General features: G+C 70.8%; 25 protein-coding genes. 6 read left to right on the forward strand and 19 right to left on the reverse strand.

Translation table 11 applies throughout. The features are described from left to right. Window positions 1-62: 62 nt before the first annotated feature. The 13 genes from nusB to J3486_RS10105 all read right to left on the reverse strand — a co-directional run bounded on the left by nusB (window position 63) and on the right by J3486_RS10105 (window position 12,933). On the reverse strand, window positions 63-497 hold the full coding sequence (gene nusB / locus J3486_RS10045; RefSeq protein WP_207819856.1) for a transcription antitermination factor NusB: 435 nt from the start codon (window positions 495-497) through the stop codon (window positions 63-65). Between the two features lie 2 nt (window positions 498-499). Beyond that, window positions 500-1,066: an elongation factor P gene (gene efp / locus J3486_RS10050; protein ID WP_207819857.1), complete on the reverse strand. Its 567-nt coding sequence runs from the start codon at window positions 1,064-1,066 to the stop codon at window positions 500-502. 60 nt (window positions 1,067-1,126) lie between these two features. Further along, the gene (locus tag J3486_RS10055) at window positions 1,127-2,239 is read right to left on the reverse strand and encodes an aminopeptidase P family protein (protein WP_207819858.1); all 1,113 of its coding nucleotides are present in this window, start codon (window positions 2,237-2,239) and stop codon (window positions 1,127-1,129) included. A gap of 141 nt (window positions 2,240-2,380) precedes the next feature. Further along, window positions 2,381-3,238, reverse strand: coding sequence for a Pro-rich N-terminal domain-containing protein (locus J3486_RS10060; protein ID WP_207819859.1), 858 nt, complete (start codon window positions 3,236-3,238; stop codon window positions 2,381-2,383). Between the two features lie 133 nt (window positions 3,239-3,371). Further along, complete coding sequence (aroB, locus tag J3486_RS10065) at window positions 3,372-4,466, reverse strand: 3-dehydroquinate synthase (protein ID WP_207819860.1); 1,095 nt, start codon at window positions 4,464-4,466, stop codon at window positions 3,372-3,374. Continuing rightward, on the reverse strand, window positions 4,463-4,948 hold the full coding sequence (locus J3486_RS10070; protein ID WP_207820270.1) for a shikimate kinase: 486 nt from the start codon (window positions 4,946-4,948) through the stop codon (window positions 4,463-4,465). The genes aroB and J3486_RS10070 overlap by 4 nt, the downstream gene beginning before the upstream one ends. A 29-nt stretch (window positions 4,949-4,977) precedes the next feature. Further along, complete coding sequence (gene aroC / locus J3486_RS10075; protein ID WP_207819861.1) at window positions 4,978-6,162, reverse strand: chorismate synthase; 1,185 nt, start codon at window positions 6,160-6,162, stop codon at window positions 4,978-4,980. A 211-nt stretch (window positions 6,163-6,373) separates the two neighbouring features. Continuing rightward, window positions 6,374-7,210, reverse strand: a complete 837-nt coding sequence (locus J3486_RS10080) for a shikimate dehydrogenase (protein ID WP_207819862.1) — start codon at window positions 7,208-7,210, stop codon at window positions 6,374-6,376. Beyond that, window positions 7,191-8,864, reverse strand: a complete 1,674-nt coding sequence (gene mltG, locus J3486_RS10085; RefSeq protein WP_207819863.1) for an endolytic transglycosylase MltG — start codon at window positions 8,862-8,864, stop codon at window positions 7,191-7,193. Before mltG ends, J3486_RS10080 begins: the two co-directional genes overlap by 20 nt. Before the next feature lie 127 nt (window positions 8,865-8,991). Further along, window positions 8,992-9,456: a Holliday junction resolvase RuvX gene (gene ruvX / locus J3486_RS10090; protein ID WP_207819864.1), complete on the reverse strand. Its 465-nt coding sequence runs from the start codon at window positions 9,454-9,456 to the stop codon at window positions 8,992-8,994. After that, window positions 9,456-12,128 carry an alanine--tRNA ligase gene (alaS, locus tag J3486_RS10095; protein WP_207819865.1) on the reverse strand — a complete coding sequence of 891 codons (2,673 nt, stop codon included), beginning with the start codon at window positions 12,126-12,128 and terminating at the stop codon, window positions 9,456-9,458. The genes ruvX and alaS overlap by 1 nt, the downstream gene beginning before the upstream one ends. After that, window positions 12,128-12,478, reverse strand: a complete 351-nt coding sequence (locus J3486_RS10100) for a DUF6167 family protein (protein WP_207819866.1) — start codon at window positions 12,476-12,478, stop codon at window positions 12,128-12,130. Before J3486_RS10100 ends, alaS begins: the two co-directional genes overlap by 1 nt. Window positions 12,479-12,486: 8 nt before the next feature. Continuing rightward, a complete protein-coding gene (locus J3486_RS10105; protein ID WP_207819867.1) occupies window positions 12,487-12,933 on the reverse strand; it encodes a DUF948 domain-containing protein in 447 nt (148 codons plus the stop codon). Between the two features lie 173 nt (window positions 12,934-13,106). On the opposite strand from J3486_RS10105, the gene J3486_RS10110 reads away from it, so the two are divergent. Further along, window positions 13,107-15,317: an AAA family ATPase gene (locus J3486_RS10110; protein ID WP_207819868.1), complete on the forward strand. Its 2,211-nt coding sequence runs from the start codon at window positions 13,107-13,109 to the stop codon at window positions 15,315-15,317. 39 nt (window positions 15,318-15,356) lie between these two features. Here the strand turns inward: J3486_RS10110 and rpsD are convergent, their stop codons facing one another. The 4 genes from rpsD to J3486_RS10130 all read right to left on the reverse strand — a co-directional run bounded on the left by rpsD (window position 15,357) and on the right by J3486_RS10130 (window position 19,207). Beyond that, window positions 15,357-15,971, reverse strand: coding sequence for a 30S ribosomal protein S4 (gene rpsD / locus J3486_RS10115; RefSeq protein WP_207819869.1), 615 nt, complete (start codon window positions 15,969-15,971; stop codon window positions 15,357-15,359). 342 nt (window positions 15,972-16,313) lie between these two features. Then, complete coding sequence (locus J3486_RS10120) at window positions 16,314-17,018, reverse strand: HNH endonuclease family protein (RefSeq protein ID WP_207819870.1); 705 nt, start codon at window positions 17,016-17,018, stop codon at window positions 16,314-16,316. A 137-nt stretch (window positions 17,019-17,155) separates the two neighbouring features. Then, window positions 17,156-18,514, reverse strand: coding sequence for a replication-associated recombination protein A (locus J3486_RS10125; protein ID WP_207819871.1), 1,359 nt, complete (start codon window positions 18,512-18,514; stop codon window positions 17,156-17,158). 45 nt (window positions 18,515-18,559) lie between these two features. Next, the gene (locus tag J3486_RS10130) at window positions 18,560-19,207 is read right to left on the reverse strand and encodes a vitamin K epoxide reductase family protein (RefSeq protein ID WP_207819872.1); all 648 of its coding nucleotides are present in this window, start codon (window positions 19,205-19,207) and stop codon (window positions 18,560-18,562) included. Between the two features lie 140 nt (window positions 19,208-19,347). Between J3486_RS10130 and J3486_RS10135 the strand changes: the two genes are divergently transcribed. Genes J3486_RS10135 through J3486_RS10150 form a run of 4 tightly spaced genes read left to right on the forward strand, consistent with a single transcriptional unit; the run spans window position 19,348 to window position 22,866 of the window. Beyond that, complete coding sequence (locus J3486_RS10135) at window positions 19,348-20,214, forward strand: ABC transporter ATP-binding protein (RefSeq protein WP_207819873.1); 867 nt, start codon at window positions 19,348-19,350, stop codon at window positions 20,212-20,214. Further along, complete coding sequence (locus tag J3486_RS10140) at window positions 20,211-21,053, forward strand: ABC transporter permease (protein ID WP_207819874.1); 843 nt, start codon at window positions 20,211-20,213, stop codon at window positions 21,051-21,053. The genes J3486_RS10135 and J3486_RS10140 overlap by 4 nt, the downstream gene beginning before the upstream one ends. Beyond that, the gene (locus J3486_RS10145) at window positions 21,050-22,246 is read left to right on the forward strand and encodes a sensor histidine kinase (RefSeq protein WP_307804762.1); all 1,197 of its coding nucleotides are present in this window, start codon (window positions 21,050-21,052) and stop codon (window positions 22,244-22,246) included. Before J3486_RS10140 ends, J3486_RS10145 begins: the two co-directional genes overlap by 4 nt. After that, window positions 22,243-22,866 (forward strand): response regulator transcription factor, encoded by a 624-nt coding sequence (locus tag J3486_RS10150; protein ID WP_207819876.1) that lies wholly within the window; start codon window positions 22,243-22,245, stop codon window positions 22,864-22,866. The genes J3486_RS10145 and J3486_RS10150 overlap by 4 nt, the downstream gene beginning before the upstream one ends. Before the next feature lie 142 nt (window positions 22,867-23,008). Here the strand turns inward: J3486_RS10150 and hisS are convergent, their stop codons facing one another. Together hisS and J3486_RS10160 are read right to left on the reverse strand one after the other, a co-directional pair. Beyond that, window positions 23,009-24,271: a histidine--tRNA ligase gene (hisS, locus tag J3486_RS10155; RefSeq protein ID WP_207819877.1), complete on the reverse strand. Its 1,263-nt coding sequence runs from the start codon at window positions 24,269-24,271 to the stop codon at window positions 23,009-23,011. Window positions 24,272-24,283: 12 nt separating this feature from the next. Continuing rightward, entirely contained in the window at window positions 24,284-24,994 is a 711-nt protein-coding gene (locus J3486_RS10160) for an MBL fold metallo-hydrolase (protein WP_207819878.1), read from the reverse strand. A gap of 159 nt (window positions 24,995-25,153) precedes the next feature. On the opposite strand from J3486_RS10160, the gene J3486_RS10165 reads away from it, so the two are divergent. Continuing rightward, window positions 25,154-25,948, forward strand: a complete 795-nt coding sequence (locus tag J3486_RS10165) for a peptidylprolyl isomerase (protein WP_207819879.1) — start codon at window positions 25,154-25,156, stop codon at window positions 25,946-25,948. Window positions 25,949-25,966 lie beyond the last annotated feature (18 nt).

Consider the following 25,966-nt stretch of genomic DNA (forward strand, 5'->3'; position numbering starts at 1 on the left):
CGAAGCGGAACATTGTTCAAGTTCCGCTTCGGGCCTGCGAGGTTGCTCAGCGACTGCGGCTTTTATGCCTCGTCGCGGCGCAGCGTCGGCTTCAGGTCCTTCAGTCGGGCCAGAAGACCGTTGATGAACGCCGGGGACTCGTCGGTGGAGAACTCCTTGGCCAGCGAGACGGCCTCGTCGAGCACCACGGCGTCCGGCGTCCCGTCGACCCAGATCAGCTCGTAGGCGCCGAGTCGCAGAATGTTGCGGTCGACGACCGGCATCCGGTCCAGGGTCCAGTCGACGGCGTACTGCGAGATCAGCTCGTCGATGCGGCGGGCCTTGGGGGCGTACCCCTCGACCAGCTCCATCGTGTACTCGCTGACGGGCGGCTGCTGCGGGTCGCTGTGCGAGTTCTTGACCCAGTCCGCGAGGACCGTCACGACGTCGGCGCCGCGCTGGTCGGCCTCGAAGAGGATCTGGAAGGCTCGCTTGCGGGCCGTGTTACGGGCGGCCACGGTTAGCTGTTCACCCGGCCGAGGTAGCTGCTGTCACGCGTGTCGACCTTGATCTTCTCACCGGTGGTGATGAAGAGCGGGACCTGGATCTGGTGGCCGGTCTCCAGCGTGGCGGGCTTGGTGCCACCGGTGGAGCGGTCGCCCTGGACGCCCGGCTCGGTCTCCTGGATGACGAGCTCGACGGCGGCCGGCAGCTCGACGAAGAGCACCTCGCCCTCGTGCTGCGCGACGGTGGCGGTGAAGCCCTCGATCAGGAAGTTGGCGGCGTCGCCGACGGCCTTCTTGTCGACGTGCAGCTGGTCGTAGGTCTCCATGTCCATGAAGACGAAGTACTCGCCGTCCATGTACGAGAACTGCATGTCGCGCTTGTCGATCGTGGCCGTCTCGACCTTGACGCCGGCGTTGAACGTCTTGTCGACGACCTTGCCGGAGAGCACGTTCTTGAGCTTGGTGCGCACGAAGGCCGGGCCCTTGCCGGGCTTGACGTGCTGGAACTCGACGACGGACCAGAGCTGGCCCCCGTCGAGCTTGAGCACCAGGCCGTTCTTGAGGTCGTTCGTGGAAGCCACGGTTGCGGAATCTCCTGGACTGACGTGGACGACCCTGGGGCACGCGCGCCGCCGCGAGGGCTACAGCGCGAGCAGCTCCTTGGTCGTGATGGTGAGTAGCTCGGGTCCGCCGTCCGCCTCGGGGCGGACGACGAGCGTGTCATCGATCCGGACGCCGCCCCGGCCCGGGAGGTGGACCCCCGGTTCGACGGTGACCGGCACACAAGCGTCAAGTTTACCCATGGCCGCGGGGGCCAACTGCGGGTCCTCGTCGATTTCGAGTCCCACACCGTGTCCGGTCAGCTGCGGAAGCCCGTCACCATACCCTGCCGCGTCCAGTACGTGCCGGGCGGCCCGGTCCACCTCGCGGTGCTCGACGCCGGGCCGCAGGCTCTCGCGCCCGGCGCGCTGAGCGGCGAAGACCAGGTCGTAGAGCTCGATCTGCCAGTCGGCGGGCGAGGTCCCGATGACGAACGTACGGCCGATCTCACAGCGGTAGCCGCGGTACGTGGCTCCCAGGCAGACGGAGAGGAAATCGCCCTCCTCCACGCGCCGGTCGCTGGGCCGGTGGCCGCCGCGCCCCGAGTTCGGTCCGGTGGCGACCGAGGTGGGGAAGGCGGGCCCGTCGGCACCGTGGTCGACAAGTCGACGTTCCAGTTCCAGGGCCAGGTGGCGCTCGGTGCGGCCCACGAGGATGGACTCCAGGAGCTCACCGAGGGCCTGGTCGGCGATCTCGGCGGCGATCCGCAGGCAGGAGATCTCCTCCTCGTCCTTGACCAGGCGCAGCTGCTCGACGCCGCGGTTGAGGTCGGCGAGGCGCAGCCGCGGGGCGACGGAGGCGAGGGCCCGGTGCCGGGCGACCGTCAGATGGTGCTCCTCGACGGCGAGGGAGTCGGCGCCCTGGGCCGCCGCCACGTCCGCGGCGGCCACGGCCGGGTCGCCGGCGGGCGCGGGCAGCACCTGGACGCGCAGTTCCTCGTCGGCCCGGCCCTCGGCGACGGTGCCGCTCGGCGGGCGCGGGCACAGCAGTACGTCGCCGCCGCCGTCGCGCCCCAGCAGGAGCACGGCGCCGTGCGGCGCCGCTCCGGCGAGATAGCGCACATTGGCGGGCCGCGAGACGAGGGCGGCCGCGCTGCCGCCCACCGTCGCACGCTCTCTGAGCCGGTCCCGTCGGGCCGCGTACACCTCTGGCATGAGGCCGAGCGTACGAGCGGGAGCGCGATGCGGCCGGTTCAGCGCGTCCGGACGGGCGTCGGGACGTGCGTTCCCCGGGGTGGCGGGGTGGATCTGACGTGACGCTTCACCGCTGGAGCGGGGTGGATCTGAAGTGACGCTTCACCACTGGGGCGGGCTCGCGATGGCCCGCGCCAGCACCTCGTCCAGAACCTGCGCGGTGCCCGCCACGTCCAGCTGCGAGTTGTCGATGATCGGCAGTCCCGAGCCGTACCAGCCCGCCATCCGGCCGTGGATGCGGGCGACCTCTTCGTCGGTCAGGCGGCGGTTGCCGCTGCGTCGGGCGTTGCGCTCCAGGACGATCTCCAGGCCGGGCAGCAGGACGACGGGCAGCAGCCCGGGGCCCACGTGCCGCTTCCAGCCGCCGAGGCCGACCACCGGGCGGTCGGGGAAGACGGCGTCGTCGAGGATGCAGGAGATCCCGTTCGCCAAGAAGTTCCGGGCGGCGAAGCCGCAGGTGCGGCGGGCCAGCCGGTACTGCGCCTCGCTGTTGTCGTTCCACCCCGTCTGCGGGTCGGCGAATCCGGAACGGACCCATTCCCGTACGTCGTCGAGGCTGATGTGGGCCGTGGGGACGCGGCGGCGCTCCGCCCAGTACTTGGCGACGCTGGTCTTGCCCGCGCCGGCGGGGCCGATGAGCAGGACGGCGAGCGTGGTGGCCGTCGGATCGACGGGGGCCTGCGCGGGCGGCGGGCTCGGCACGGCGACGGGGCCGCCGGGCGGCAGCTGGACGTGGCCGGTGGTGTCGCGGCGCGGGGGCGCCGGGTGGGCCTGCGGCGGGGGCGGGGCCTGTGGATGCTGTGGCGCCTGGGGGTGGTGCGGGGCCTGCGGGTGGTGCGGGACGCCGGTGAATCCGGGCGCTCCGGGCGGCTGCTGCGCCTGGCTCCAGGCGCCCGCCGGGCCAGGTCCCTGCCCCGGCCGATGGGGCGGTGGCAGCGGAGATCCCACTGCGTGCTGCATCCGGTGCCACTCCGTCTCGTACAGGCGTCGTCTGGACGCCGGTGAACAGGCGCTACCGAACGGTACCGTCCCCGGCCGTCGTTGTGTGAACGGCCGGGGCAGGCGCAAAGTGCCCGAATCTCAACGAGCGGTGCTATTCGGCCACTTCACCGTAGGCGGCGAGGAGCACGGCCGGGTCGGGGCCCTCCAGGACGGTGGGCTTGCCGAGGCCGTCGAGGACGATGAAGCGCAGCAGGTTGCCCCGCGACTTCTTGTCGACCTTCATCGTCTCCAGGAGCTTGGGCCACTGGTCGTAGCGGTACGACAGCGGCAGCCCCACGGACTCCAGGACGGTGCGGTGCCGGTCGGCGGTCGCGTCGTCCAGGCGCCCGGCGAGGCGGCCGAGTTCGGCGGCGAAGTGCATGCCGACGGAGACGGCGGCGCCGTGGCGCCACTTGTAGCGCTCGTTCTTCTCGATGGCGTGGGCGAGGGTGTGCCCGTAGTTGAGGATCTCGCGCAGGCCGGACTCCTTGAGGTCGGACGAGACGACCTCGGCCTTGACCTTGATGGCGCGCTCGATCAGCTCGGCGGTGTGCGGCCCCTCGGGGCTGCGGGCCGCCTGCGGGTCCTCCTCGATGAGCTCCAGGATCCGCTCGTCGGCGATGAACCCGGCCTTGATGACCTCCGCCAGGCCCGACACGAAGTCGTTGACCGGCAGGGAGTCGAGGGCAGCCAGGTCGCAGAGCACGCCGGCGGGCGGGTGGAAGGCGCCCACCAGGTTCTTGCCCTCTGCGGTGTTGATGCCGGTCTTGCCGCCGACCGCCGCGTCCACCATGGCGAGCACGGTGGTCGGGATCGCGATCCAGCGCACACCGCGCAGCCATGTCGCGGCCACGAAACCGGCGAGGTCCGTGGTCGCGCCGCCGCCGACGCCGACGATGACGTCGGAGCGGGTGAAGTTGGACTGGCCGAGCGCCTTCCAGCAGTAGGCGGCGACCTCGGCGGTCTTGGCCTCCTCCGCGTTGGGCACCTGGATGGCGACGGCCTCGAAGCCCTGGTCGGCGAGGTCGGCGCGGAGCGCCTCACCGGTCTCGGCGAGCGCCTCGGGGTGGACGATCGCCACCCGCTTGGCCCCGTCGCCGATCAACTGGCCGAGCTCGCCCAGGAGTTGGCGTCCGACGAGCACCTCGTACGGGTCGGTTCCCGCGGTGCCGCCGACCTGGATCCGGGTGACCTGCTGCTCGCTCATGCCTGCTTCAACTCCAGTGCGTCGAGGACCGCTTCGGTGACCTCGTCGGGACTACGGCCGTCGGTGGCCACGACCACCCGGGCGACCTCGGTGTACAGATGACGCCGCGCCTCCATCAACTCCCGCCACTGCTTACGCGGGTTGACGGCCAGCAACGGCCGGGCCGCGTTCAGCCCGGTCCGCTTGACGGCCTCCTCCACATCCATCGACAGATAGACCACCGCCGGATGGGCGGCGAGCAGCGCGCGGGTGCCGGCGTCCAGGACCGCGCCGCCACCCAGCGCGAGGACACCCTCGTGCCCGGCCAGCGCCGCGGCCACCGCCGCCTTCTCGATCGCCCGGAACGCCTCCTCGCCCTCGTCGACGAAGATGTCCGCGACGGTGCGCCCTTGCGCGGCCACGATGTCGTCGTCCGTGTCCCGGTACGCACAGCCCAGCCGCTCGGCGAGCATGCTGCCCACCGTCGACTTGCCCACCCCCATCGGACCGACCAGGACGACCTGCGGCCCGGTCACCGGATGTGCAGGTTCTCGAGGTACGACCGCACGTTGCGACGGGTCTCCGGCACGCTGTCGCCGCCGAACTTCTCCGCGACGGCGTCCGCGAGGACCAGCGCGACCATGGCCTCGGCGACGATGCCGGCGGCCGGCACCGCGGAGACGTCGGAGCGCTGGTGGTGGGCCTGGGTGGCCTCGCCCGTCGTCACGTCCACCGTCTTCAGCGCGCGCGGCACGGTCGCGATCGGCTTCATCGCGGCCCGTACGCGCAACAGCTCACCCGTGGACAGACCGCCCTCGGTGCCGCCGGCGCGCCCGGAGACGCGGCGGATGCCCTCGGGGGTGTTCACGATCTCGTCGTGCGCCTGCGAACCCGGCACCCGCGCCAGCTCGAAGCCGTCGCCGATCTCGACGCCCTTGATCGCCTGGATGCCCATCAGGGCACCCGCCAGCCGGGCATCCAGCTTGCGGTCCCAGTGCACGTGCGACCCCAGACCCACCGGCACGTCGTAGGCCAGCACCTCGACCACACCCCCCAGGGTGTCGCCGTCCTTGTGCGCCTGGTCGACCTCGGCCACCATCGCCTTCGACGCGTCCGCGTCGAGGCAGCGCAGCGGATCCGCGTCCAGCTTCTCCACGTCGGCCGGCGTCGGGTACACGCCCTGCGGCGCCTTCACCGAGCACAGCTCGACCACGTGCGAGACGATCTCGATCCCGGTCGTCTCCTTCAGGTACGAGCGGGCGATGGCGCCCAGCGCGACCCGCGCCGCGGTCTCGCGCGCCGAGGCGCGCTCCAGGATCGGCCGGGCCTCCTCGAACCCGTACTTCTGCATCCCCGCCAGATCCGCATGACCCGGCCGCGGCCGGGTCAACGGCGCATTACGCGCCAGCCCCGCCAGCACCTCCGGATCGACCGGATCGGCAGCCATGACCTGCTCCCACTTCGGCCACTCGGTGTTACCCACCATCACCGCGACCGGCGACCCCAGCGACAGACCATGGCGCACCCCGCCGAGGAAGGTCACCTCGTCCCGCTCGAACTTCATCCGCGCCCCGCGGCCATAACCGAGGCGCCGCCGTGCCAGGTGGTCCGCCACCATCTCCGTGGTGACCGGAACGCCGGCGGGAAGACCCTCCAGCGTCGCCACCAGTGCGGGGCCGTGCGACTCCCCCGCGGTCAGCCAGCGCAACCTGCTCAACGGTGCTCCTCATGCTCGCGCTCTGCGTATCGGCTCAGCGGGCGGCACGCGGGTGCGCGGCCCGGCCCACCGTGTATCCCCTGATCCTCCCATGTCCGGCCGGGCCCGCGTCGCGGTGTCCGGCTTACGGACTGCGCGTGAGACGGGGAACACGGAAGCGGTGGGGCCGTACGGATCCGGTCCGTACGGCCCCACCGCCTACGAGGGAGCGTCAGCCGAACGCCTTCAGCGCCGCGTCGCGCATCGCCGGGAACACCGGCCGGGTGTCCCCCGTGAACTGCTCGAACTGGAAGACCGCCTGGTGGACCAGGAGGTCGAGGCCGCTGAGCACCGGCCCGCCGCGCTTCTGCCAGCCCGCGGCGAGGGGCGTCGGCCACGGGTCGTAGATCACGTCGAAGAGCGTGCCCACGCGCTCGGGGATCCGGTCGACCAGGTGGTCGGTGCCGCCCTTGGGCGTCGTCGATATGACCAGGGGTGCCTCGAAGGCGTCGGCCGCGTCGTCCCAGGCGGCCGGGCGCACGGCGACGCCGAGCCGCTCGCCCCAGCCGCGCATCTCGTCGGCCCGCTGCTCGCTGCGTACGTAGACGACGACCTCGCCCGAGCAGATCCGGGCGAGCGCGGCGAGCGCCGACGACGCGGTGGCACCGGCGCCGAGGATCGCGGCGGAATCGACCTTCTCCACGCCCTCGGCCCGCAGTGCCGCGACGAGACCCGGGATGTCGGTGTTGTCGCCGGTCCTGCGCCCGTCGGCGTGGAAAACCACGGTGTTCACGGCCTCGACCGACGCCGCGGTGTCGGTGATCTCGTCGAGCAGCGGGATCACCGCGCGCTTCAGGGGCATGGTGAGCGAGAGGCCGGCCCACTCGGCGGCGTCGAGCCCGGCGAAGAACCCGGGCAACGCCGCCTCGTCCACATCGAACCGTTCGTACGTCCACTCGCTCAGGCCGAGCGCCTCGTACGCCGCGGTGTGCAGCTGGGGCGAGAGCGAGTGGGCGATGGGGGAACCGAGAACTGCCGCTCTGTGCGCGTCAGTTGCCCTGGCTGGCATTGAATTTGTCCTTCAGCTTCTGGAACTCGGCGAGAGTCTTGGCGAACTCGGTCTTGTCCATACCGTCGGTCGCCACGAAGTACATCCAGCCGTCGTCCGTCGGGTTGAGCGTCGCGGCCAGGGCCTGGTCGCCGGGGTTGCTGATCGGTCCGGGCGGAAGACCCCGGTGATAGTACGTGTTGTACGGGTCCGGGTTGCTGTTGATCTCGGACACGCCAATGTTGATCTTGCTCTGACCCCTGAGGTAGTTGAACGTCGAGTCGAACTGGAGCTTCTGGTTCGTCTCGGTGTTGTTGGTCTTCAGGCGGTTGTAGACCACTTCCGCCATCTTGCGGAAGTCCTCGTGGGTCTTGCCCTCGGCCTGCACGAGGCTCGCGACCGTGAGGACCTGCCACGGGTTGTCGAGGTTGAGCTTCTTGGCCTGGCCCTCCAGGTCGAGTCCCTCGTACTTCTCGTTGGCGCGCTCGACCATCTGCTTGAGGACGTCGTCGGGCTTCATGCCCTTGGCGACCGCGTAGCTCGACGGGTAGAGGAACCCTTCCAGCGGGTCCTTCAGCTTCGGGTGGTTCTTCGCCCACGACGGCAGCCCGAGGTTCTTGTACTCCGCCTTGGCGACCTTCGCCGTCGTGCCCTCGTCGACCTTGAGCTTGTCGTCGATCAGCTTGTAGATCCTGGCATTGCGCCAGCCCTCGGGGATCGTCATGTTGGCGTGGCTCTTCGGGCTCAGCATGAGGTCGACGGCGCTCGCCCCCGACATCTCCTTCTCCAGCACGTACGCGCCCGCCTGGATCGTCTTGCCCTGCGGGTTCGAGGACTGGGCCGCGACGAAGGCGTCGACGCTCTGTACGACACCCGCCGCCTTGAGCTTGCGCCCGATGGTGTAGCCGTCGGAGCCCTTGTCGATGACGACACTGACCGTCTCGCCGTTGCCCTCGCCCGCGTAGTCCGGCGCCGACCCGAAACGGTCCTGGTAGAACTGGTAGCCGAAATAGCCGACGCCGCCGACACCGCCGGCGAAGATCACGGTGAGCACGAGGCAGGCACAGCCGCTGCGCCGTTTCTTCGGTTTTCGGCCGCCCCGGCGAGGACCTCTGTCGTCGTCCTCGTCGTCGTCACCGCCACCGTTGAAGAACGCGTCCTCGCCCTGATCGGGGCCCGCGTCCCACTCGGTCTGCGGCTCGGGCGCGCGGCGGCGGCCCGGCGGCTCCGGCGGCGGGTACGCCTCGGGGGTGCTGTAGAAGTCCGGCTGATCGCCGCCGTTGTACGCGGCGGTCTGGCCGGTGTGGTACGGATCCGTGGGGTCGGCGCCGTACGGAACCTGGCCCTGGCCGCCGGTCTCCCAGCCGTCCTGACCCTGGCCCTGCGAGCCGCCGTACCCCTGCTGGCCGTAACCGGGGTTCTGACCGTAACCGGGATCCTGGCCGTAACCGGGGTCCTGCCCGTAGCCGGGGTCCTGGCCGTAGCCGTACCCCTGCTGCTGGCCCGTGCCCCAGTCACCACCGTAGGCCTGCTGCGGCTGCTGCGGGTCGTACTGCCCCTGGCCGCCGTAGGCAGGCTGGCCGTGTCCGGCCTGCTGCCCCCACCCCTGGTCCCCGTACAACGGGTCCGCGGGGTGCCACGGTTCGGAGCCTTGGCCCCGGCCATAATCAGTCATCGGTCCCCTACAAGCCGCGAGGCGGGGACGGGTCGTTTCCGGTCAGGAGGGCAACCGTTCCGCCTCTTGATGCTGTGCGGCAGCTGTTCGAACGCTGCCGATCGCGCGGAACGTTACCGTATCGCGATCAGACAACCACTTCGACGCCCTCGCCAGGAGCGGTTCCTGACGCCCGTTCGGACTCCAGCGCCTGCTGAAGGATGATGACGGCGGCCGCCTGGTCGATGACAGACCGGCCTTTTTTGGACTTTACGCCGCTGGCACGCAGGCCCTGGCTGGCCGTGACTGTGGTCATCCTCTCGTCGAGGAGCCTCACCGGAACGGGTGCGATGCCGCGCGCCAGCTCCTGGGCGAAGCCGCGGACCTTGGCGGCCGCCGGGCCCTCGCCCCCCTTGAGGGAGCGAGGGAGCCCGACGACGACCTCGATCGGCTCGTACTCCTCGACCAGCTGCTTCAACCGCCGGTGGGCGGCCGGGACATCGCGTCCCGGCACGGTCTCCACCGGAGTGGCGAGGATCCCGTCGGGGTCGCAGGACGCGACCCCGATCCGGGCGTCCCCTACGTCGATCGCCAACCGGCGGCCCCTGCGCATCAGTTCGCGGTCTCCCCGACGAGGCGCTCGACGGCGTCGATGGCGTCGCCGATCGCGGCCGGGTTCTGACCGCCGCCCTGCGCGACGTCCGGCTTGCCGCCGCCACCGCCGCCGAGGGTCTTGGCGGCCGTGCGGACCAGGTCGCCGGCCTTGAGGCCGCGGTCACGGGCGGCGTCGTTGGTGGCGATGACCGTGAGCGGCTTGCCGTTGGCCGTCGTGAAGAGCGCGACCACGGCGGCGCGGCCGCCCTGGATGCGGCCCCGGACGTCGAGGACCAGCTTGCGCAGGTCGTCGGCGGTCGTGCCGTCCGGCACCTGGCCGGTGACGAGCGCGACACCGCGGACGTCCTTGGCGGAGTCGGCGAGACCGGCGGCGGCCTGGAGGACCTTCTCCGCGCGGAACTTCTCGATCTCCTTCTCGGCGTCCTTGAGCTTGGCGAGCATGCCCGAGATCTTCTCCGGCAGCTCCTCGGAGCGGCCCTTGACCAGCTCCTGGAGCTGGGCGACGACCGTGTGCTCCTTGGCGAGGAAGTTGTACGCGTCGACGCCGACCAGGGCCTCGATGCGGCGCACGCCGGAGCCGATGGACGACTCGCCGAGCAGCTTCACCAGACCCAGCTGGGCGGTGTTGTGCACGTGCGTGCCGCCGCACAGCTCCTTGGAGAAGTCGCCGATGGTGACGACGCGCACGCGCTCGCCGTACTTCTCGCCGAACTCGGCGATGGCGCCCTGCTTCTTGGCCTCGTCGATCGACATGACCTCGGCCTGGACGTCCAGCTCGCGCGAGAGGACCTCGTTGATCTTCTGCTCGACGTCCGTCATCACGGCCGTGGGCACGGCGGACGGCGAACCGAAGTCGAAGCGGAAACGGCCCGGCTGGTTCTCCGAACCGGCCTGCGCGGCCGTCGGGCCGAGCGCGTCACGCAGCGCCTGGTGCGTCAGGTGCGTGGCGGAGTGGGCCCGCGCGATGGCGCGGCGGCGGGTGATGTCGATGGTGGCCTGCGCCGAGGCGCCGACGGTGACCTCGCCGACCTGGACGGTGCCCTTGTGGACGTAGACGCCCGGGACCGGCTTCTGGCAGTCGCGGATCTCGATCACCGCGCCGTTGTCGAGCTTGATGCGGCCGGTGTCGCCGATCTGGCCGCCGCCCTCGGCGTAGAACGGGGTGCGGTCGAGGACGACCTCGACCTCGTCGCCCTCGGTCGCGGCCGGGGAGGAGACGCCGTCGACGAGGAGGCCGACGATCGTGGACTCGCCGTCCGTCGACGTGTAGCCGATGAAGTCCGTGGCACCGGCGGCGTCCGCGATCTCGCGGTACGCGCCGACGTTGGCGTGGCCGGTCTTCTTGGCCTGCGCGTCGGCCTTGGCCCGCTCGCGCTGCTCCTTCATGAGGCGGCGGAAGCCGTCCTCGTCCACGGCCAGGCCCTGCTCGGCGGCCATCTCCAGGGTGAGGTCGATCGGGAAGCCCCACGTGTCGTGGAGCAGGAACGCCTTGTCGCCGGAGAGCACCGTGCCGCCCGCGGCCTTGGTCTCGGTGACGGCGGTGTCGAGGATGTTCGTGCCGCCCTTGAGGGCCTTGAGGAACGCGGCCTCCTCGGCGAGCGCGACCTGCTCGATGCGCTTGCGGTCGGTGACCAGCTCCGGGTACTGCAGGCCCATCGTGTCGATCACGACGTCGAGCAGCTCCTGGACGACCGGGCCGGTCGCGCCGAGGATGCGCATGTTGCGGATCGCGCGGCGCATGATGCGGCGCAGCACATAGCCGCGGCCCTCGTTGCCGGGCGTGACGCCGTCGCCGATGAGCATCGTCGACGTACGCATGTGGTCGGCGACGACGCGCAGCGAGACGTCCGAGTCGTGCTTCGCGCCGTAGGCGACACCGGTCAGCTCGGTGGCCTTGTCGATGACGACACGGAGGGTGTCCGTCTCGTACATGTTCTGCACGCCCTGCAGGATCATGGCGAGACGCTCAAGACCGAGACCCGTGTCGATGTTCTTCGACGGCAGGTCGCCGAGGATCTCGAAGTCCTCCTTGCCGATACCCTGGCCTCGCTCGTACTGCATGAAGACCAGGTTCCAGATCTCCACGTACCGCTCGTCGTTGACGGCCGGGCCGCCCTCGACGCCGAACTCGGGGCCGCGGTCGTAGTTGATCTCGGAGCACGGGCCGCACGGGCCCGGGACGCCCATGGACCAGAAGTTGTCCTTCTTGCCCAGGCGCTGGATGCGCTCCTTCGGGACACCGACGACCTCGTGCCAGATGCGCTCGGCCTCGTCGTCGTCGAGGTAGACGGTGATCCAGAGCTTCTCCGGCTCCAGGCCGTAGCCGCCGTCCGCCACGGAGCTGGTGAGCAGCTCCCAGGCGTACTTGATGGCGCCTTCCTTGAAGTAGTCGCCGAAGGAGAAGTTGCCGCACATCTGGAAGAACGTGCCGTGGCGGGTCGTCTTGCCGACCTCTTCGATGTCCGGCGTGCGCACGCACTTCTGGACGGAGGTGGCGCGCGGCGCGGGCGGCTTGACCTCACCCAGGAAGTAGGGCTTGAAGGGGACCATGCCGGCGGGGACGAGCAGCAGAGTCGGGTCGTCCGCGATGAGCGACGCCGAGGGCACGACCTTGTGGCCACGCTCCTCGAAGAAGCTCAGCCAGCGGCGGCGGATTTCAGCCGACTCCATCAGTGGTCCTCATTCCGGTTGTCGATCGAGTACCGCGTGTTCCCGAGGTACTTGGGTTGCTTGTCGGTGGCGGTGTTCTGGATGACCGCGAAGCGGCGCTGCGCGGGAAGTTCACGGTCCACCGGGTCGTTCAGGCCCAGCGCGTCGCCGAGTTGGGCCTCGCGCTCGGCCATGTTGTCGCGGACGTCGAGGGCGAAGTCCTTGAGCTTGTGGCCCGCTTCGACCGCCTTGTTCGCGGCCTGGGCGGCGAGGCTCTCCGGTGACAGCTGCTTGAGCTTCCGGTTGACCTTGGTGGTGGCCCACACGCCGGCGGCTGCGCCCGCGGTGAACCAGAACGTACGGCGGAACATGGATACGGTCAGTCCCTCTTGCTCCGGTTGGCCCGCTTGGCGCGGCGCGACTCCGGGATCGCGCGGCCCACGATCACGGTACGACGGGTCTGCTTGGCGGGCACGTCCTTGCCGCGGCCGCCCATGGCCCGGCGCACCCCGTAGCCGAACGCGGCCACCTTGACGAGCGGGCCGCCGAAGGTGGAGGCCACGGTCGAGGAGAGCGCCGACGCGTTCGACGTGACTTCCTGGACGTCCGAGGCGATCGCGTCGACCCGGTCGATCTGGGTCTGCGCGGAGCGCACCGCGGTGGAGGCGTCGGCGAGGAGCGGGACGGCCTGCTCGGTCACGTCCGCGACCAGCTTGGTGGTCGCCCTGAGCGTCTGGGCCAGCCTCGCGAGCGCCACCGCGAGGAAGGAGACCAGGATCGCCCAGAAGACAGCCACCAGGATCCCGGCCACTTCTCCACCGGACACTTGGCACCGCTCCCTGATTGTGTGCTGAATCGCCGCTGCTGAACATCGAAAAAGTCGTCCCCCGAGCCTATCGCGCCCCGCCCCGCGCTCCGTACCGCATTCCCCTCTGCCGCGGGTCTGTTCGATCGAACCGATTGTACGGAGTGCGTACGGATGAGTACGCTCCGTACCTCATGCGACGCACCCCGCGCCCCGATCACTCCCCCGACGCTCCCCCGCGCCCCGGCAACCTCCCCCATGAACTGAACCGTTTCGTCGGCCGGGCCGCCGAACTCGCCGCCCTCCAGGGAGCCCTGGAGACCGGCCGCCTGGTCACCGTCACCGGGGTCGGCGGCGTCGGCAAGTCCCGGTTCGCCGCGCACGCGGCCGCCCTCACCCCGCAGGACCTGCGCCCCGACGGCGTGTGGCGGGTGGAACTCGCCGCGGTGCGCCGGGAGGAGCTCGTCGAGTACGCGCTCGCCGAGACCCTCGGCCTCACCGACCACACGACCAGGCCGCCGCGCCAGGTCCTGGTCGACCACCTCGCCGAGCGGTCGCTCGTCCTGGTCCTGGACGGGTTCGAGCAGCTCGTCGACGCCTGTGCCTCGCTCGTGCGGGACCTGCTGCGCGCGGCGCCCGGTCTGCGGGTGGTCGCGGTGGGCCGCAGGCCGCTCGCGCTCGACGGCGAGCGGCTCTTCCCGCTGGCCCCGCTGACGGCCGAGGACGCGGCGGAGCTGTTCACCGAGCGGGCCGCGGCGCTGCTGCCCGACTTCGCCCTGGACGACGGCAACCGGGGCGTCGTCCTGGAGGTGTGCAAGCGCCTTGACTGTCTGCCGCTCGCGATGGAGCTGGCGGCCGGACGGCTGCGGGCGCTGTCGCCCGCCCAGCTGGTGGAGCGGCTCGACGACCGGTTCCGGCTGCTGACCGGCGGCGGCCGCGACGCGCTGCCGCGCCACCAGACGCTGCGTACGACGATCGGCTGGAGCCACGAGCTGTGCACCCCGCAGGAGCGGCTGCTGTGGGCGCGGCTCTCCGCCTTCTCCGGCTCCTTCGACCTGGAGGCCGCCGAATACATCTGCAGCGGCGACGGACTGCACGCCGACGACGTCCTCGACGTGCTGCACGAACTGCTCGACCAGTCCGTCGTGACCCGCGAGGAGTCGGCGAGCGGGGTGCGCTACTGGATGCTGGACACGGTGCGCGCGTACGGCGCCGAGTGGCTGGACGGGCTCGGCGACACCGAGCGGATGCGGCGCCGGCACCGCGACTGGTACATGGGCCTGGCCACCTGGTGCGAGCTGGACTGGTTCTCGCCGCGCCAGTGCGAGGTGGCGGCGCGGACCGACGCGGAGCTGCCGAATCTGCGGGCGGCCCTGGAGTTCTGCCTGACCGAGCCCGGCGAGACGCATCTGGGCCAGTATCTGGCGGGCACGCTCTGGTTCTTCTGGGCGGGCTGCGGTCGGCTCGCCGAGGGCCGGCACTGGCTGGACCGCAGCGTCGAACTGGACACGCCGGGTGCGGAGTCCGCAGACACCGCGTCCCGGGACTCCCGGCTGAAGGCGCTGTGGGTGCTCGGTTATGTGGCGATCCTCCAGGGCGACGCGGTACCCGCCCTCGCGGCGCTGCAGGAGTGCCGTGACGCGGCGGAGGACTCCGGCGACATGACGGCGCTCGCCTACGCCGTGCACCGCACCGGCTGTCTGGCCCTGGTCACGGACGACATGCCGCGCGCCGAGCATCTGCTGCGGGACTCGCTCGCCCGGTACCGCGAGATCGGCGAGCTGAACAGCAACGTGCTGATGGGCCAGGTCGAGCTGGCGATGACGCTGGCGTTCCAGGGCGAGCTGGCGCAGGCCGTGGCGCTGTGCGACGAGGTACGGCAGGTGTGCGAGGACCACGGTGAGCGGTGGACCCGTGCCTACGCGCTCTATGTGCTGGCGTACGCGCGGTGGACGCAGGACGATGCGGCGGCGGCACGGTTGCTGCTCGAGGAGTGCCTGATCATCGGCCACGAGTTCCACGACCTGCTCGGCACGGTGCTGGCGATGGAGCTGCTCGCGCTGGTCACGGCCGTGGAGGGGGACGCCGACGAGGCGGCGGTGCTGCAGGGTGCGGCCGCCAGGATCTGGCCTTCGGTGGGGCTGCCGCTGTTCGGCTCGGCGTATTACAACGAGCCGCACGAGGTGTGCGAGGCGCGTGCCCGCGAGGCGCTGGGCGACGTCCGTTTCGAGGAACTCGCGCGCGTGGGCGAGCGGTTGGGCCACGACGAGGCGGTGGCGCGGGCGCTGCGCGGCGGGGCGCGGAAGGCCGCTGTCACGGTGGTGCGGCCGGCCCGTGCCGTCTCCCCGGAAAAGCGCGAACCCGCCGCCTCCCCCACCGCGAACGGCGGGGAGACGACGGGCTGAAACGCAGAGAGTCCTACGCCTGCTTGCCCAGAAGAGGGGTCAGCGGGCGTAGTACTCGACGACGAGCTGCTCGTCGCAGATCACGGGGATCTCCTTGCGGTTCGGGTCACGGTCCAGGCGGAAGGCCAGGGCCTTCAGGTTGACCTGGAGGTAACGCGGGGTCTCGCCCTCGGGGGCGAAGCCACCCTCACGCGCGACCTGGAACAGCGGCTTCTCGCGGCTGCGCTCGCGGACCATCACGACGTCGTCGGGACGGACGCGGAACGACGGCTTGTCGACCTTGCCACCGTTGACCTCGATGTGGCCGTGGACGACCATCTGGCGGGCCTGGTAGATGGTGCGGGCGATGCCCGAACGCAGGACCAGGGCGTCGAGGCGACGCTCGAGCTCGACGACCAGCGCCTCGCCCGTCTTGCCCTCGACCTTCTTGGCGCGGTCGTAGGCGCGCGCAAGCTGCTTCTCGCTGATGTCGTACTGGGCGCGCAGACGCTGCTTCTCGAGCAGACGGACCTTGTAGTCCGAGTTCTGCTTGCGGCCACGGCCGTGCTCGCCCGGCGGGTAGGGGCGGGCCTCGAAGTACTTGACGGCCTTCGGGGTCAGCGCGATGCCGAGGGCACGCGACTTCTTGACCTTGGGGCGGGACTGGTTCGCCATGAACCAAACACCTCATGTTTCTGATGCGAATACGGCTTCACCAGGGTTTGGGGAGGTCGCATCCGCAGCCCGGGAAACCCGTTCCCCGCACGGGCGGGGGGTGGGCAGCCGATCCCGGAACTGGGCACATACGTGCAGCACGCGAGTGGCCCACCGACCTTGTCCGGAGCTCCGGGAGGTGGTGGGCTGCCCGCGACACCTTCGAAGGTGCGCGACGCTCCTGGATCCCCTGTGCCTTGCGGTTCGGGGGATCCGGCTTGATGTCCCGCTCTGGTGGCGCCGGTCTCCCTTTCGGGTTTCCGGACACGGGACACAGCACTTCGCAGAAGTCTACCGGATCGATCAGGCGCAGGCCGCCAGCAGGTCCTGCAGGGCCAGCTTCTCCGGCGCGGTCACCGTGAGCCGGTACTTGTGCTTGATCCCGGTGTAGCGCCGCCCGTACTCGCACCAGAACGCCTTGTTCGACGGCTTCCACTTGTCGGCGGTCTTGCTGCTCTTCTCGTAGTTCGTCGTCTTGTCGACGGCGAGCAGGACGTCGAGGTCGTTGGCGTACGTGAGCCGCTTCTCGGGGGTCCACGCCCAGGCCCCGGCCCGCCAGGCGGCACCCAACGCCACGACGTGGTCGGTCTGGATCTGGGAGGCGCGGCGGTAGTAGTAGGGCAGGTCCTTGCCGGTGTACGGGTCGTGCAGCGTTCCGGAGATCACCACGCACGGGTTCCGGTCGCCCTCGCGCAGGTCCTTCAGGTCGCGGCGCAGCACATCGTCACGGGTGTCGCAGCCGTTGCGCCCGCCCGGGGCGTCGACGTCGTCGCTCCAGCCGTCCCCGAACTCGCTCCTCTGGTACGTGTGCCAGTTCTTGCCCCACGCGACGGTGAGCCCGGCGAGCTGCGCCTTCGCCTGCGCGGCGGTGGGCGGGAAGCCCGCGCCGACCAGATGCCGGGGGCTGGGGGTCGCGCGGGGCGGGTGCGCTGACGACGCACACGCGACCGCGCCGAGCAGCAGAACGCCCACGCCCCCGATGCCGATCCCGCGCGATGCCGCACCCATGGGCCGAGCCTAGGCGGGGCGGGGCCGGGCCGCTTGTCGAGGAAGGCTGCGCGCAGCGCATGCCTTCAGGGGCGCGGGGAACTGCGCGAGAAGCCCCACCGGGCCGCACCCAGCGACGCACCCGGACCCGGCAGAGCTCAGCCGCCCCCATCGCCCCGCAGCCGCTCACGGACCCGCTCCACGACATCCGCGTACCGGGCCTCCGCCCCGTACCGGGTCGGCTGGTAGTACTGCCGCCCGGCGATCGCGTCCGGTGCGTACTGCTGTGCCGCGATCCCGCCGGGCACGTCGTGCGGGTACACGTATCCCTGCGCGTGCCCCAGCTTGGCGGCGCCCTTGTAGTGCCCGTCGCGCAGATGCGGCGGCACCGGCCCGGCCAGGCCGCCTCTGACGTCCTCCATGGCGGCGCCGATCGCCGTCGTCGCCGCGTTCGACTTCGGGGCCAGGGCCAGGGCGATCGTGGCGTGGCTCAGGGTGAGCGCGGCCTCCGGGAAGCCGATCATGGCGACGGCCTGGGCCGCGGCGACCGCCGTGGGCAGCGCCGTCGGGTCCGCGAGCCCGATGTCCTCGCTGGCGGAGATCATCAGGCGGCGCGCGATGAACCGCGGGTCCTCGCCGGCCTCGATCATGCGGGCCAGATAGTGCAGCGCCGCGTCGACGTCCGAGCCGCGGATGGACTTGATGAGGGCGCTCGCGACGTCGTAGTGCTGGTCGCCGTCACGGTCGTACTTCACCGCCGCCCTGTTCACCGTCTCCTCGACGCTTTCGAGGGTGATGGTCTCCTCGTGCTTGGCGAGGGCGGCGCCGGCCGCGGCCTCCAGGGCCGTCAGCGCGCGGCGCGCGTCCCCGCCCGCGACGCGCAGCAGGTGCTCCTCCGCGTCCTCGGCGAGGGTGACGGCGCCGCCGAGCCCGCGCTCCTCGGTGAGCGCCCGCGCGAGCAGCCCGCGCAGGTCGTCGTCGGTCAGCGGCTCCAGGGTGAGCAGCAGGGAGCGGGAGAGGAGCGGGGAGATCACCGAGAAGTACGGGTTCTCGGTGGTCGCCGCGATCAGTGTCACCCAGCGGTTCTCCACCGCGGGCAGCAGGGAGTCCTGCTGGGCCTTGCTGAAGCGGTGGATCTCGTCGAGGAAGAGGACGGTCTCCTTGCCGTGCCCGCCCAGCGCGCGGCGGGCGCCCTCGATGACGGCCCGGACCTCCTTGACGCCCGCGGTGATCGCGGAGAGCTCCACGAACCGCTTGTTGGTCGCCTTCGAGACCACGTAGGCGAGCGTCGTCTTGCCGATGCCCGGCGGGCCCCAGAGGATCACCGACGAGGCACCGGCCGGGCCTCCCCCGCCCTCCCCGACCAGGCGGCGCAGCGGCGAGCCCTGCTTGAGCAGGTGCCGCTGGCCGACGACTTCGTCGAGGGTGCGCGGGCGCATCCGGACGGCCAGGGGGCTCGCGGACGGGTCCTTCTCCTGGCGTTCTTCGGCTGCGGCGGTGAAGAGGTCGGGTTCCACGCACAAAACCCTAAGTCACGGCACTGACAACGCCGCCGGGACGGGTCAGGCCCAGAGCTTGTCGCCCCAGCGCGTGAAGATCAGGACGGCGATGATGCCGACGTGCACGACCGGCAGCGCCCAGGTGAAGTCCTCGAAGAACGACTTGAGCCAGCGCGGCACCGGCAGGAAGTCGTTGCGGATGTTCGACGACGTCACGTACCAGAACATGATGATCGTGGCGACCCATGCCAGGCAGCACCACAGGCACAGCGCGTTGATCCGGTACAGGGACTGGAACTGCAGCCAGGTCACGAAGCCGACGCCGAACAGGCAGCCGGCGTTGAAGGTGAGCCAGTACCAGCGCGGGAAGGTGGCCCGGGCCAGCAGGCTCATGCCGACGCAGATCACGACGGCGTAGGCGGCCAGGCCCAGCATCGGGTTCGGGAAACCGAAGACCGACGCCTGGTCGCTCTTCATGATGCTGCCGCAGGAGATGACCGGGTTGATCGAGCAGCCCGGTGTGAAGTTCGGGTCCTCCAGCAGCTTGAACTTGTCGAGCGTGATGACCCAGGCCGCCAGCAGCCCGGCGGCGCCCGTGATCACCAGAAGCAGCCCGAACGCACGACTGCCCCCGACCGTGCGCGGGGCACTCGCGCTGTCGATGTCGCGGGACACGCTGCCGCTGTCGCTTGCTGTCGTCGTCTTGCTCATCACGCCGATCCGTAAGTGAGTGGTGGGGCCTGCGGGCACGCTCATTCTGCCGTACGGGCCGCGGTGTCCACCGTTCGATGGACATAAGCATGTACGTCCGAAGGTCCCGGAAGGTTCGCTTCGGCGGGACGCTCCTTCGTATGACGACACACACCGCGGAACGGGCCGTGGACGTACGGGGGCTGCGCAAGCAGTACGGGGACGTCACCGCCGTCGACGGACTCGACCTGACGATCCGTACCGGAGAGGTCTTCGGCCTGCTGGGGCCCAACGGGGCCGGCAAGTCCACGACCGTGGAGATCCTTCAGGGCAACCGGACCAGGGACGGCGGCGAGGTGACCGTCCTCGGCGCGGATCCGGCCGGCGCGGACCGCTTCTGGCGCTCCCGCGTCGGCATCGTCTGGCAGGACGAATCGGCGCCCGCGGAGTTGACCGTGCGCGAGACCGTACGGCACTTCGCGCACTACTACCCGGCGCCGCGCGACCCGGACCGGGTCATCGAACTGGTGGGCCTGGAGAAGAAGGCGGACGCCCGGATCAAGGCCCTGTCCGGCGGGCAGCGGCGCCGCCTGGACGTGGCGCTCGGCGTCATCGGCGACCCGGAGCTGCTGCTCCTGGACGAGCCGACCACCGGGTTCGACCCGGCGGCCCGGCGGCAGTTCTGGGAACTGATCCGGATGCTCGCCGCCGAGGGCACCACGATCCTGCTCACCACGCACTACCTGGAGGAGGCGGAGGCACTCGCGCAGCGGCTCGCCGTGATCGCGTCGGGCCGGGTCGTCGCGGAGGGCTCGCCCACGCAGCTGCGCGACAGCTACGGCACCCGGGCCACCGTCGAGTGGACCGAGGCCGACGGCACCCCGCGCAGCGAGCGCACCGACACCCCCACCCGCACGGTCGCCGAGCTGACGCCCCGCTTCGACGGCGAGATCCCCGGGCTGAGGATCAGCCGCCCGACGCTGGAGGACGTGTACCCCCGGCTCACCGGACAGGAGACCCTGCGATGACGACGACCCTCCTGAAGAGCGACGCACGGCAGGCCCGACGCCTGCCCGGAGCCTGGCAGTCGGGGCTGCGGCGCGGCGGCCTGGAGATCAAGCAGTTCTTCCGGCTGCGGGAACAGGTGGTCTTCACCTTCGCCTTCCCGGTGGTCTTCCTCTTCCTCTTCGCGTCGATCTTCAACGACGACGTGCAGGGGGCCGGCATCACCGCCTCACAGCTGTACGTCCCCGCGATGATGGCGGCGGGCATCATGTCGACCAGTTTCCAGTCGCTGGGCATCTCCATCGCCATCGAGCGCGACGAGAAGGTACTGCGCCGACTGCGCGGCACTCCGATGCCCCCGGCCTCGTACTTCCTGGGCAAGGTGTGGTTGGTCCTGGTCACGGGCGTGCTGGAGACGGCGGTCCTGCTGGCCGTCGGCAGCCTCTTCTACGACGTGCGCCTGCCGACGAGCCCGGCCAAGTGGCTCACGTTCGGCTGGCTCTTCCTGCTGGGCATCACGGCGTGCGCGCTGCTCGGCATCGCGATCAGTTCCGTACCGAAGTCCGGCAGGAGCGCGACCTCCGTGGTCGTGCTGCCGTTCCTGGTGCTCCAGTTCATCTCCGGGGTCTACATCGCGATCGACACCATCCCCGACTGGATGCTGAACATCGGGGCGATCTTCCCTCTGAAGTGGCTGTGCCAGGGTCTGCGCGGGGTGTTCCTGCCGGACTCGGCGCACGTCCTCGAACAGGCGGGCAGCTGGGAGTTCGGGAAAACGGCCCTGGTGCTGGGTGCCTGGTGCGTCGGAGGATTGGTGCTGTGCCTGCTGACATTCCGCTGGAAGAACCGACGCGACGGGTGAGCGCGCGGACCGACCCGCGCGGGGTGCACGTCTGGGACCGCACGTTCCGGCTCTGGGACACGTACTTCGCGATCGTGTGGCTGGCCACGCTGGTGTTCGTGCTCGGCACGGCACAACCGGCGTGGCCCGTCCGGCTGGCGGCCGCGGCGCTGCTCGTCCTGCTCGTGCCCCTGTACGTGTCCGTCGGGCGGCCCGTGCTGATGACGGAGGGCGTGGCCGAGCGGCGTGCGGTGACGTACATCGCGGCGGCCGTGGCGGTCTACATGGTGCCGGGCGTCCTGGTCGGCGAGACGCGGCTGATGGCCTTCGCGCTCGTCCCGCAGTGCTTCATCGCGCTGCGCTACCGCCGGGCGATGATCGCGGTCACCGTGATCAACATCGCGCCGGTGGTGGGCTGGGCGCTGCTGTGGGACATCAGCCGCCAGGACCTCTTCTTCAACTCGGTGTTCGCCGTGGTGACCCTCGTCTTCTCTGCGGCGTTCGGCGGCTGGACGATCCGGATCATGGACCAGAGCCAGGAACGGGCCGAGCTCATCGCGGAGTTGGACGCCAGCCGCGAGGAGGTCGCCCAGCTCTCCGCGGACCGCGGCGCCCTCGCCGAGCGGGAGCGGCTGTCCCGGGAGATCCACGACACGCTCGCGCAGGGCTTCACCAGCGTCCTGATGCTCATCCAGGCCGTCGACGCCGAACTCGACCACGACGTCCCGCGGGCCCGCCGCCATCTCGCCCTGATGGCCGACACGGCCCGCCAGAACCTCGCGGAGGCCCGTGCCCTGGTGGCGGGGGGCGCCCCCGCCGACCTGGACGGCGCGTCGCTGCCCGACGCCCTGCACCGGGTCGCGTCCCGGCACGGAGCGCTGGTGCGGGTGCTGGGCGAGGCGCGGCCGTTGGCACCCGGCCTGGAGGTGGTGGCGCTGCGCGGCTGCCAGGAGGCGCTGGCCAATGTGCACAAGCACGCGCCGCCCGACACCCCGATCCAGGTCGAACTCGCTTACGGGGAGGCCGACCTGACCCTCGTCGTACGCGACACCGGCCCCGGTTTCGATCCGGCCGAGGCCACCGACGGCTTCGGTCTGCGCGGGCTGCGGGCGCGCGCCGCCGAGGTCGGCGGCACCGCCACCGTCACCAGCGCGCCCGGCGCGGGCACCACCGTCACCGTCCGGCTCCCGGCCCCCGAGAGGACCCTCACGTGATCCGCATCCTGCTCGCCGACGACCATCCCGTCGTACGCGAGGGCCTGCGCGCCATGCTTGACGCCGAGGCGGACCTGGAAGTCGTCGCCGAGGCCGCGAACGGCCCGCAGGCCGAGGCGCTCGCCGCCGAACTCGCCCCGGACATCGTCCTGATGGACCTGCGGATGCCCGGCGGCGACGGGGTCGAGTCGATCGGGCGGATGGCAGCGGCCGGGCTGCCGTGCCGGACCATCGTCCTGACGACGTACGAGACGGACCGCGACATCCTGCGGGCCGTGGAGGCGGGCGCGGCCGGCTATCTGCTCAAGGACATGGCCCGCGCCGAACTCGCGGGCGCCGTGCGTGCCGCCGCGCGGGGCGAGACGGTGCTGGCCCCTTCGGTCGCCGCGCGCCTCGTGGACCAGCTCCGGACGAGCCCGGAGCGCCCGCGGCTCTCCGAGCGGGAGCGGGCGGTGCTGCGGCTCGTCGCCGACGGCTCCACGAACGCGGAGATAGGGCGGCGCCTGCACGTCGCCGAGTCCACGGTGAAGACGCATCTGCTGCGCGTGTTCGGGAAGCTGGGCGTGGACGACAGAACGGCGGCCGTCACCCGTGCGATGCGCTATGGGCTGCTGGAGTAGGTATCGCGTTCGACCGCGGGCCGGTGGGGGTCGGTCGCGCGGTTGCCCGCCCCCCTGAAGGCAGCGCACGCGGTGCGCATCTCCAGGGGCGCGGGGAACCGCGGGCGAAGCCGCACCGGCCCGCGGCCCCACAACGACCGCGTCAGGCCAGCTTGGCCCGGAGCACCTCGACGACCTGGTCCACCGCGACGGCGTCCTGCTCGCCGGACTCCATGTCCTTCAGCTGCACGACGCCCTCGGCGAGATCCCGCTCACCGGCGACGATCGTGAACCGCGCCCCGGACCGGTTCGCGTTCTTCATGGCGCCCTTGAGCCCCTTGCCGCCGAACGCGAAGTCCGCCGAGATCCCGGCCTTGCGCAACTCGGTGACCTTGGAGAACAGCACGCGCCGCGCCTCGTCGCCGAGCGGGACGGCGAACACGCTGGTCGTGGCCGGGAGCTCCAGCCGCACACCCTCGGCCTCCAGCGCGAGCACCGTGCGGTCGACGCCGAGCGCCCAGCCGACGGACGGCAGCGACGGGCCGCCGATCATCTCGGAGAGACCGTCGTAGCGACCGCCGCCGCCCACCGCGGACTGCGAACCCAGACCGTCGTGGACGAACTCGAAGGTCGTACGGGTGTAGTAGTCGAGCCCGCGGACCAGCTTCGCGTCGTCCTCGAAGGCGACGCCCTCGGCGAGCAGCAGCTCGCGCACCTGCTCGTGGTACGCCTTGCACGCGTCGCACAGGTAGTCGCGCAGCAGCGGCGCGTCGGTGAGCTGCTTCTGGACGTCGGGGCGCTTGTCGTCGAGGACCCGCAGCGGGTTGATCTCGGCGCGGCGCAGCGTTTCCTCGTCGAGGTCGAGGCCGCGCAGGAAGTCCTGGAGGGCGGCCCGGTAGACGGGACGGCACTCCTTGTCGCCCAGCGAGTTCAGCAGGATGCGGAAGTCGCGCAGGCCCAGGGAGCGGTACGCCTGGTCGGCGAGGACGATCAGCTCGGCGTCCAGGGCCGGGTCCTCGGCGCCGATCGCCTCGGCACCGACCTGCGAGAAGTGGCGGTAGCGGCCCTTCTGCGGGCGCTCGTAGCGGTAGTACGAGCCCGAGTACCAGAGCTTCACGGGCAGGTTGCCGGCCTTGTGGAGGTTGGCCTCCAGCGCGGCGCGCAGCACGGACGCGGTGCCCTCGGGACGCAGGGCGAGCTTGTCGCCGCCCTTGGTCTCGAAGGCGTACATCTCCTTGGTCACGATGTCGGTGGACTCGCCGACACCGCGCGCGAACAGCTCCACGTTCTCGAAGCCCGGCGTCTCGACGTAGCCGTAGCCGGAGTTGCGCAGCGGGGTGGAGATCGCCTCACGGACGGCCAGGTACGTGGCGGAGTCCGGCGGGAGCAGGTCGTAGGTGCCCTTGGGGGCCTGGAAGGTACTCACGGAAAGTCTTCGTCACATTCCTCGTCGGGGAGCCTCGGTCGAGGGTCCCTGGCCGGCGGCCACCTGCCGCAGATACGGGTTGGTGGCGCGCTCCTGGCCGATGGTCGTCTGGGGGCCGTGCCCGGAAAGGACCACGGTCGAGTCGTCGAGCGGCAGGCACACACGGCCCAGCGATTCGAGCATGTCGTCCATGGATCCACCGGGGAGATCGGTGCGTCCGATGGAGCCGGCGAAGAGCAGATCCCCGGAGAAGAAGACAGACGGGACGTCCGCGGTCTCCGGCATCTGGAAGGTCACCGACCCCTTGGTATGCCCGGGCGCGTGCGCGACGCCGAAGTCGAGTCCGGCGAGCGTCAGCCGCGCGCCGTCGGTGAGCGTCCGCACGTCGTCGGGCTCCCCCACGGTGATCTCGCCCATGAGCGGCATGCCGATGGCGCGGCCGATGCCCTTCTCCGGGTCGCTCATCATGTAGCGGTCCTCGGGGTGGATCCACGCCGGGACGTCGTGTGCCCCGCAGACCGGGACGACGGAGGCGACATGGTCGATGTGCCCGTGCGTGAGGACGACCGCGACCGGCTTGAGCCGGTGCTTCTTGAGCGCTTCCTCGACTCCCTCGGCGGCCTGGTGGCCCGGGTCGATGATCACGCACTCCTCACCCGCGGCGGGGGCAACCAGGTAACAGTTGGTGCCCCAGGCCCCGGCGGGGAACCCGGCAATCAGCACGATCGTCCTTCTTGTGTCGTCGGAGATGCCGTCGGAATGCGGCGATGCGGCAGATCAGAGCCTACCGGCGCTGCCGATTCCACAGCGAACCCATATACGGTACGGGGCACAATCAAGGGCCCCAGCCATGGCCATACACACGTACGAGGAGAAGACCCGGTGGTCAGCAAGGATCAGCGGCAGCGTCAGCTCGCCCGGGAGAAGTTCCTGCGCCAGCAGCAGCGGCGCGAGGCCGCACGACGCAAGGCGCGCACCCGCAACACCGTGATCGCCTCCGTGCTCGCGGTGGCCGTCCTGGGAACCGGTGGCGCGTACGCCGCCGGCGCCTTCAAGAGCGACGACAAGAAGGACCCGTCGGCGGGCTCCAGCGCGAGCCCGAGCCCGAGCGCCTCCTCCACGGAGAAGCCCGAGCCGAAGATGGCCGTCGACAAGAAGGCCACGTACACGATGACGATGAAGACGAATCAGGGCACCGTCGCGATCGCGATGGACGCGGCCAAGACGCCGCACACCGTCAACTCGTTCAAGTACCTGGCCGACAAGAAGTTCTTCGACGGCACGAAGTGCCACCGGCTCACCACCGGGGGCATCTACGTGCTCCAGTGCGGCGACCCGGAGGGCACCGGAGCGGGCGGCCCCGGCTACACGATCCCGGACGAGAATCTGAACGGGCTCGGCAAGGCCGGCAAGGACGGCTCGGTCACGTACCCGGCGGGCACGGTGGCGATGGCGAACACCGGGCAGCCGCACACGGGCGGCAGCCAGTTCTTCCTCGTCTACAAGGACAGCAAGCTGCCTCCGTCGTACACGCCGTTCGGCAAGATGGACGCGGCCGGGCTCAAGGCCGTCCAGGCCGTCGCCAAGAACGGAGTGGCCGCCGGCGGTCAGAGCGCGACCGATGGTGCACCGAAGAAGACCGTCAAGGTCCAGACCGTGACGGTGAAGAAGGACTGACCTGTCGGCCGCCGAATT

Source organism: Streptomyces sp. VRA16 Mangrove soil, from assembly GCF_017377775.1.
Lineage (GTDB): Bacteria > Actinomycetota > Actinomycetes > Streptomycetales > Streptomycetaceae > Streptomyces.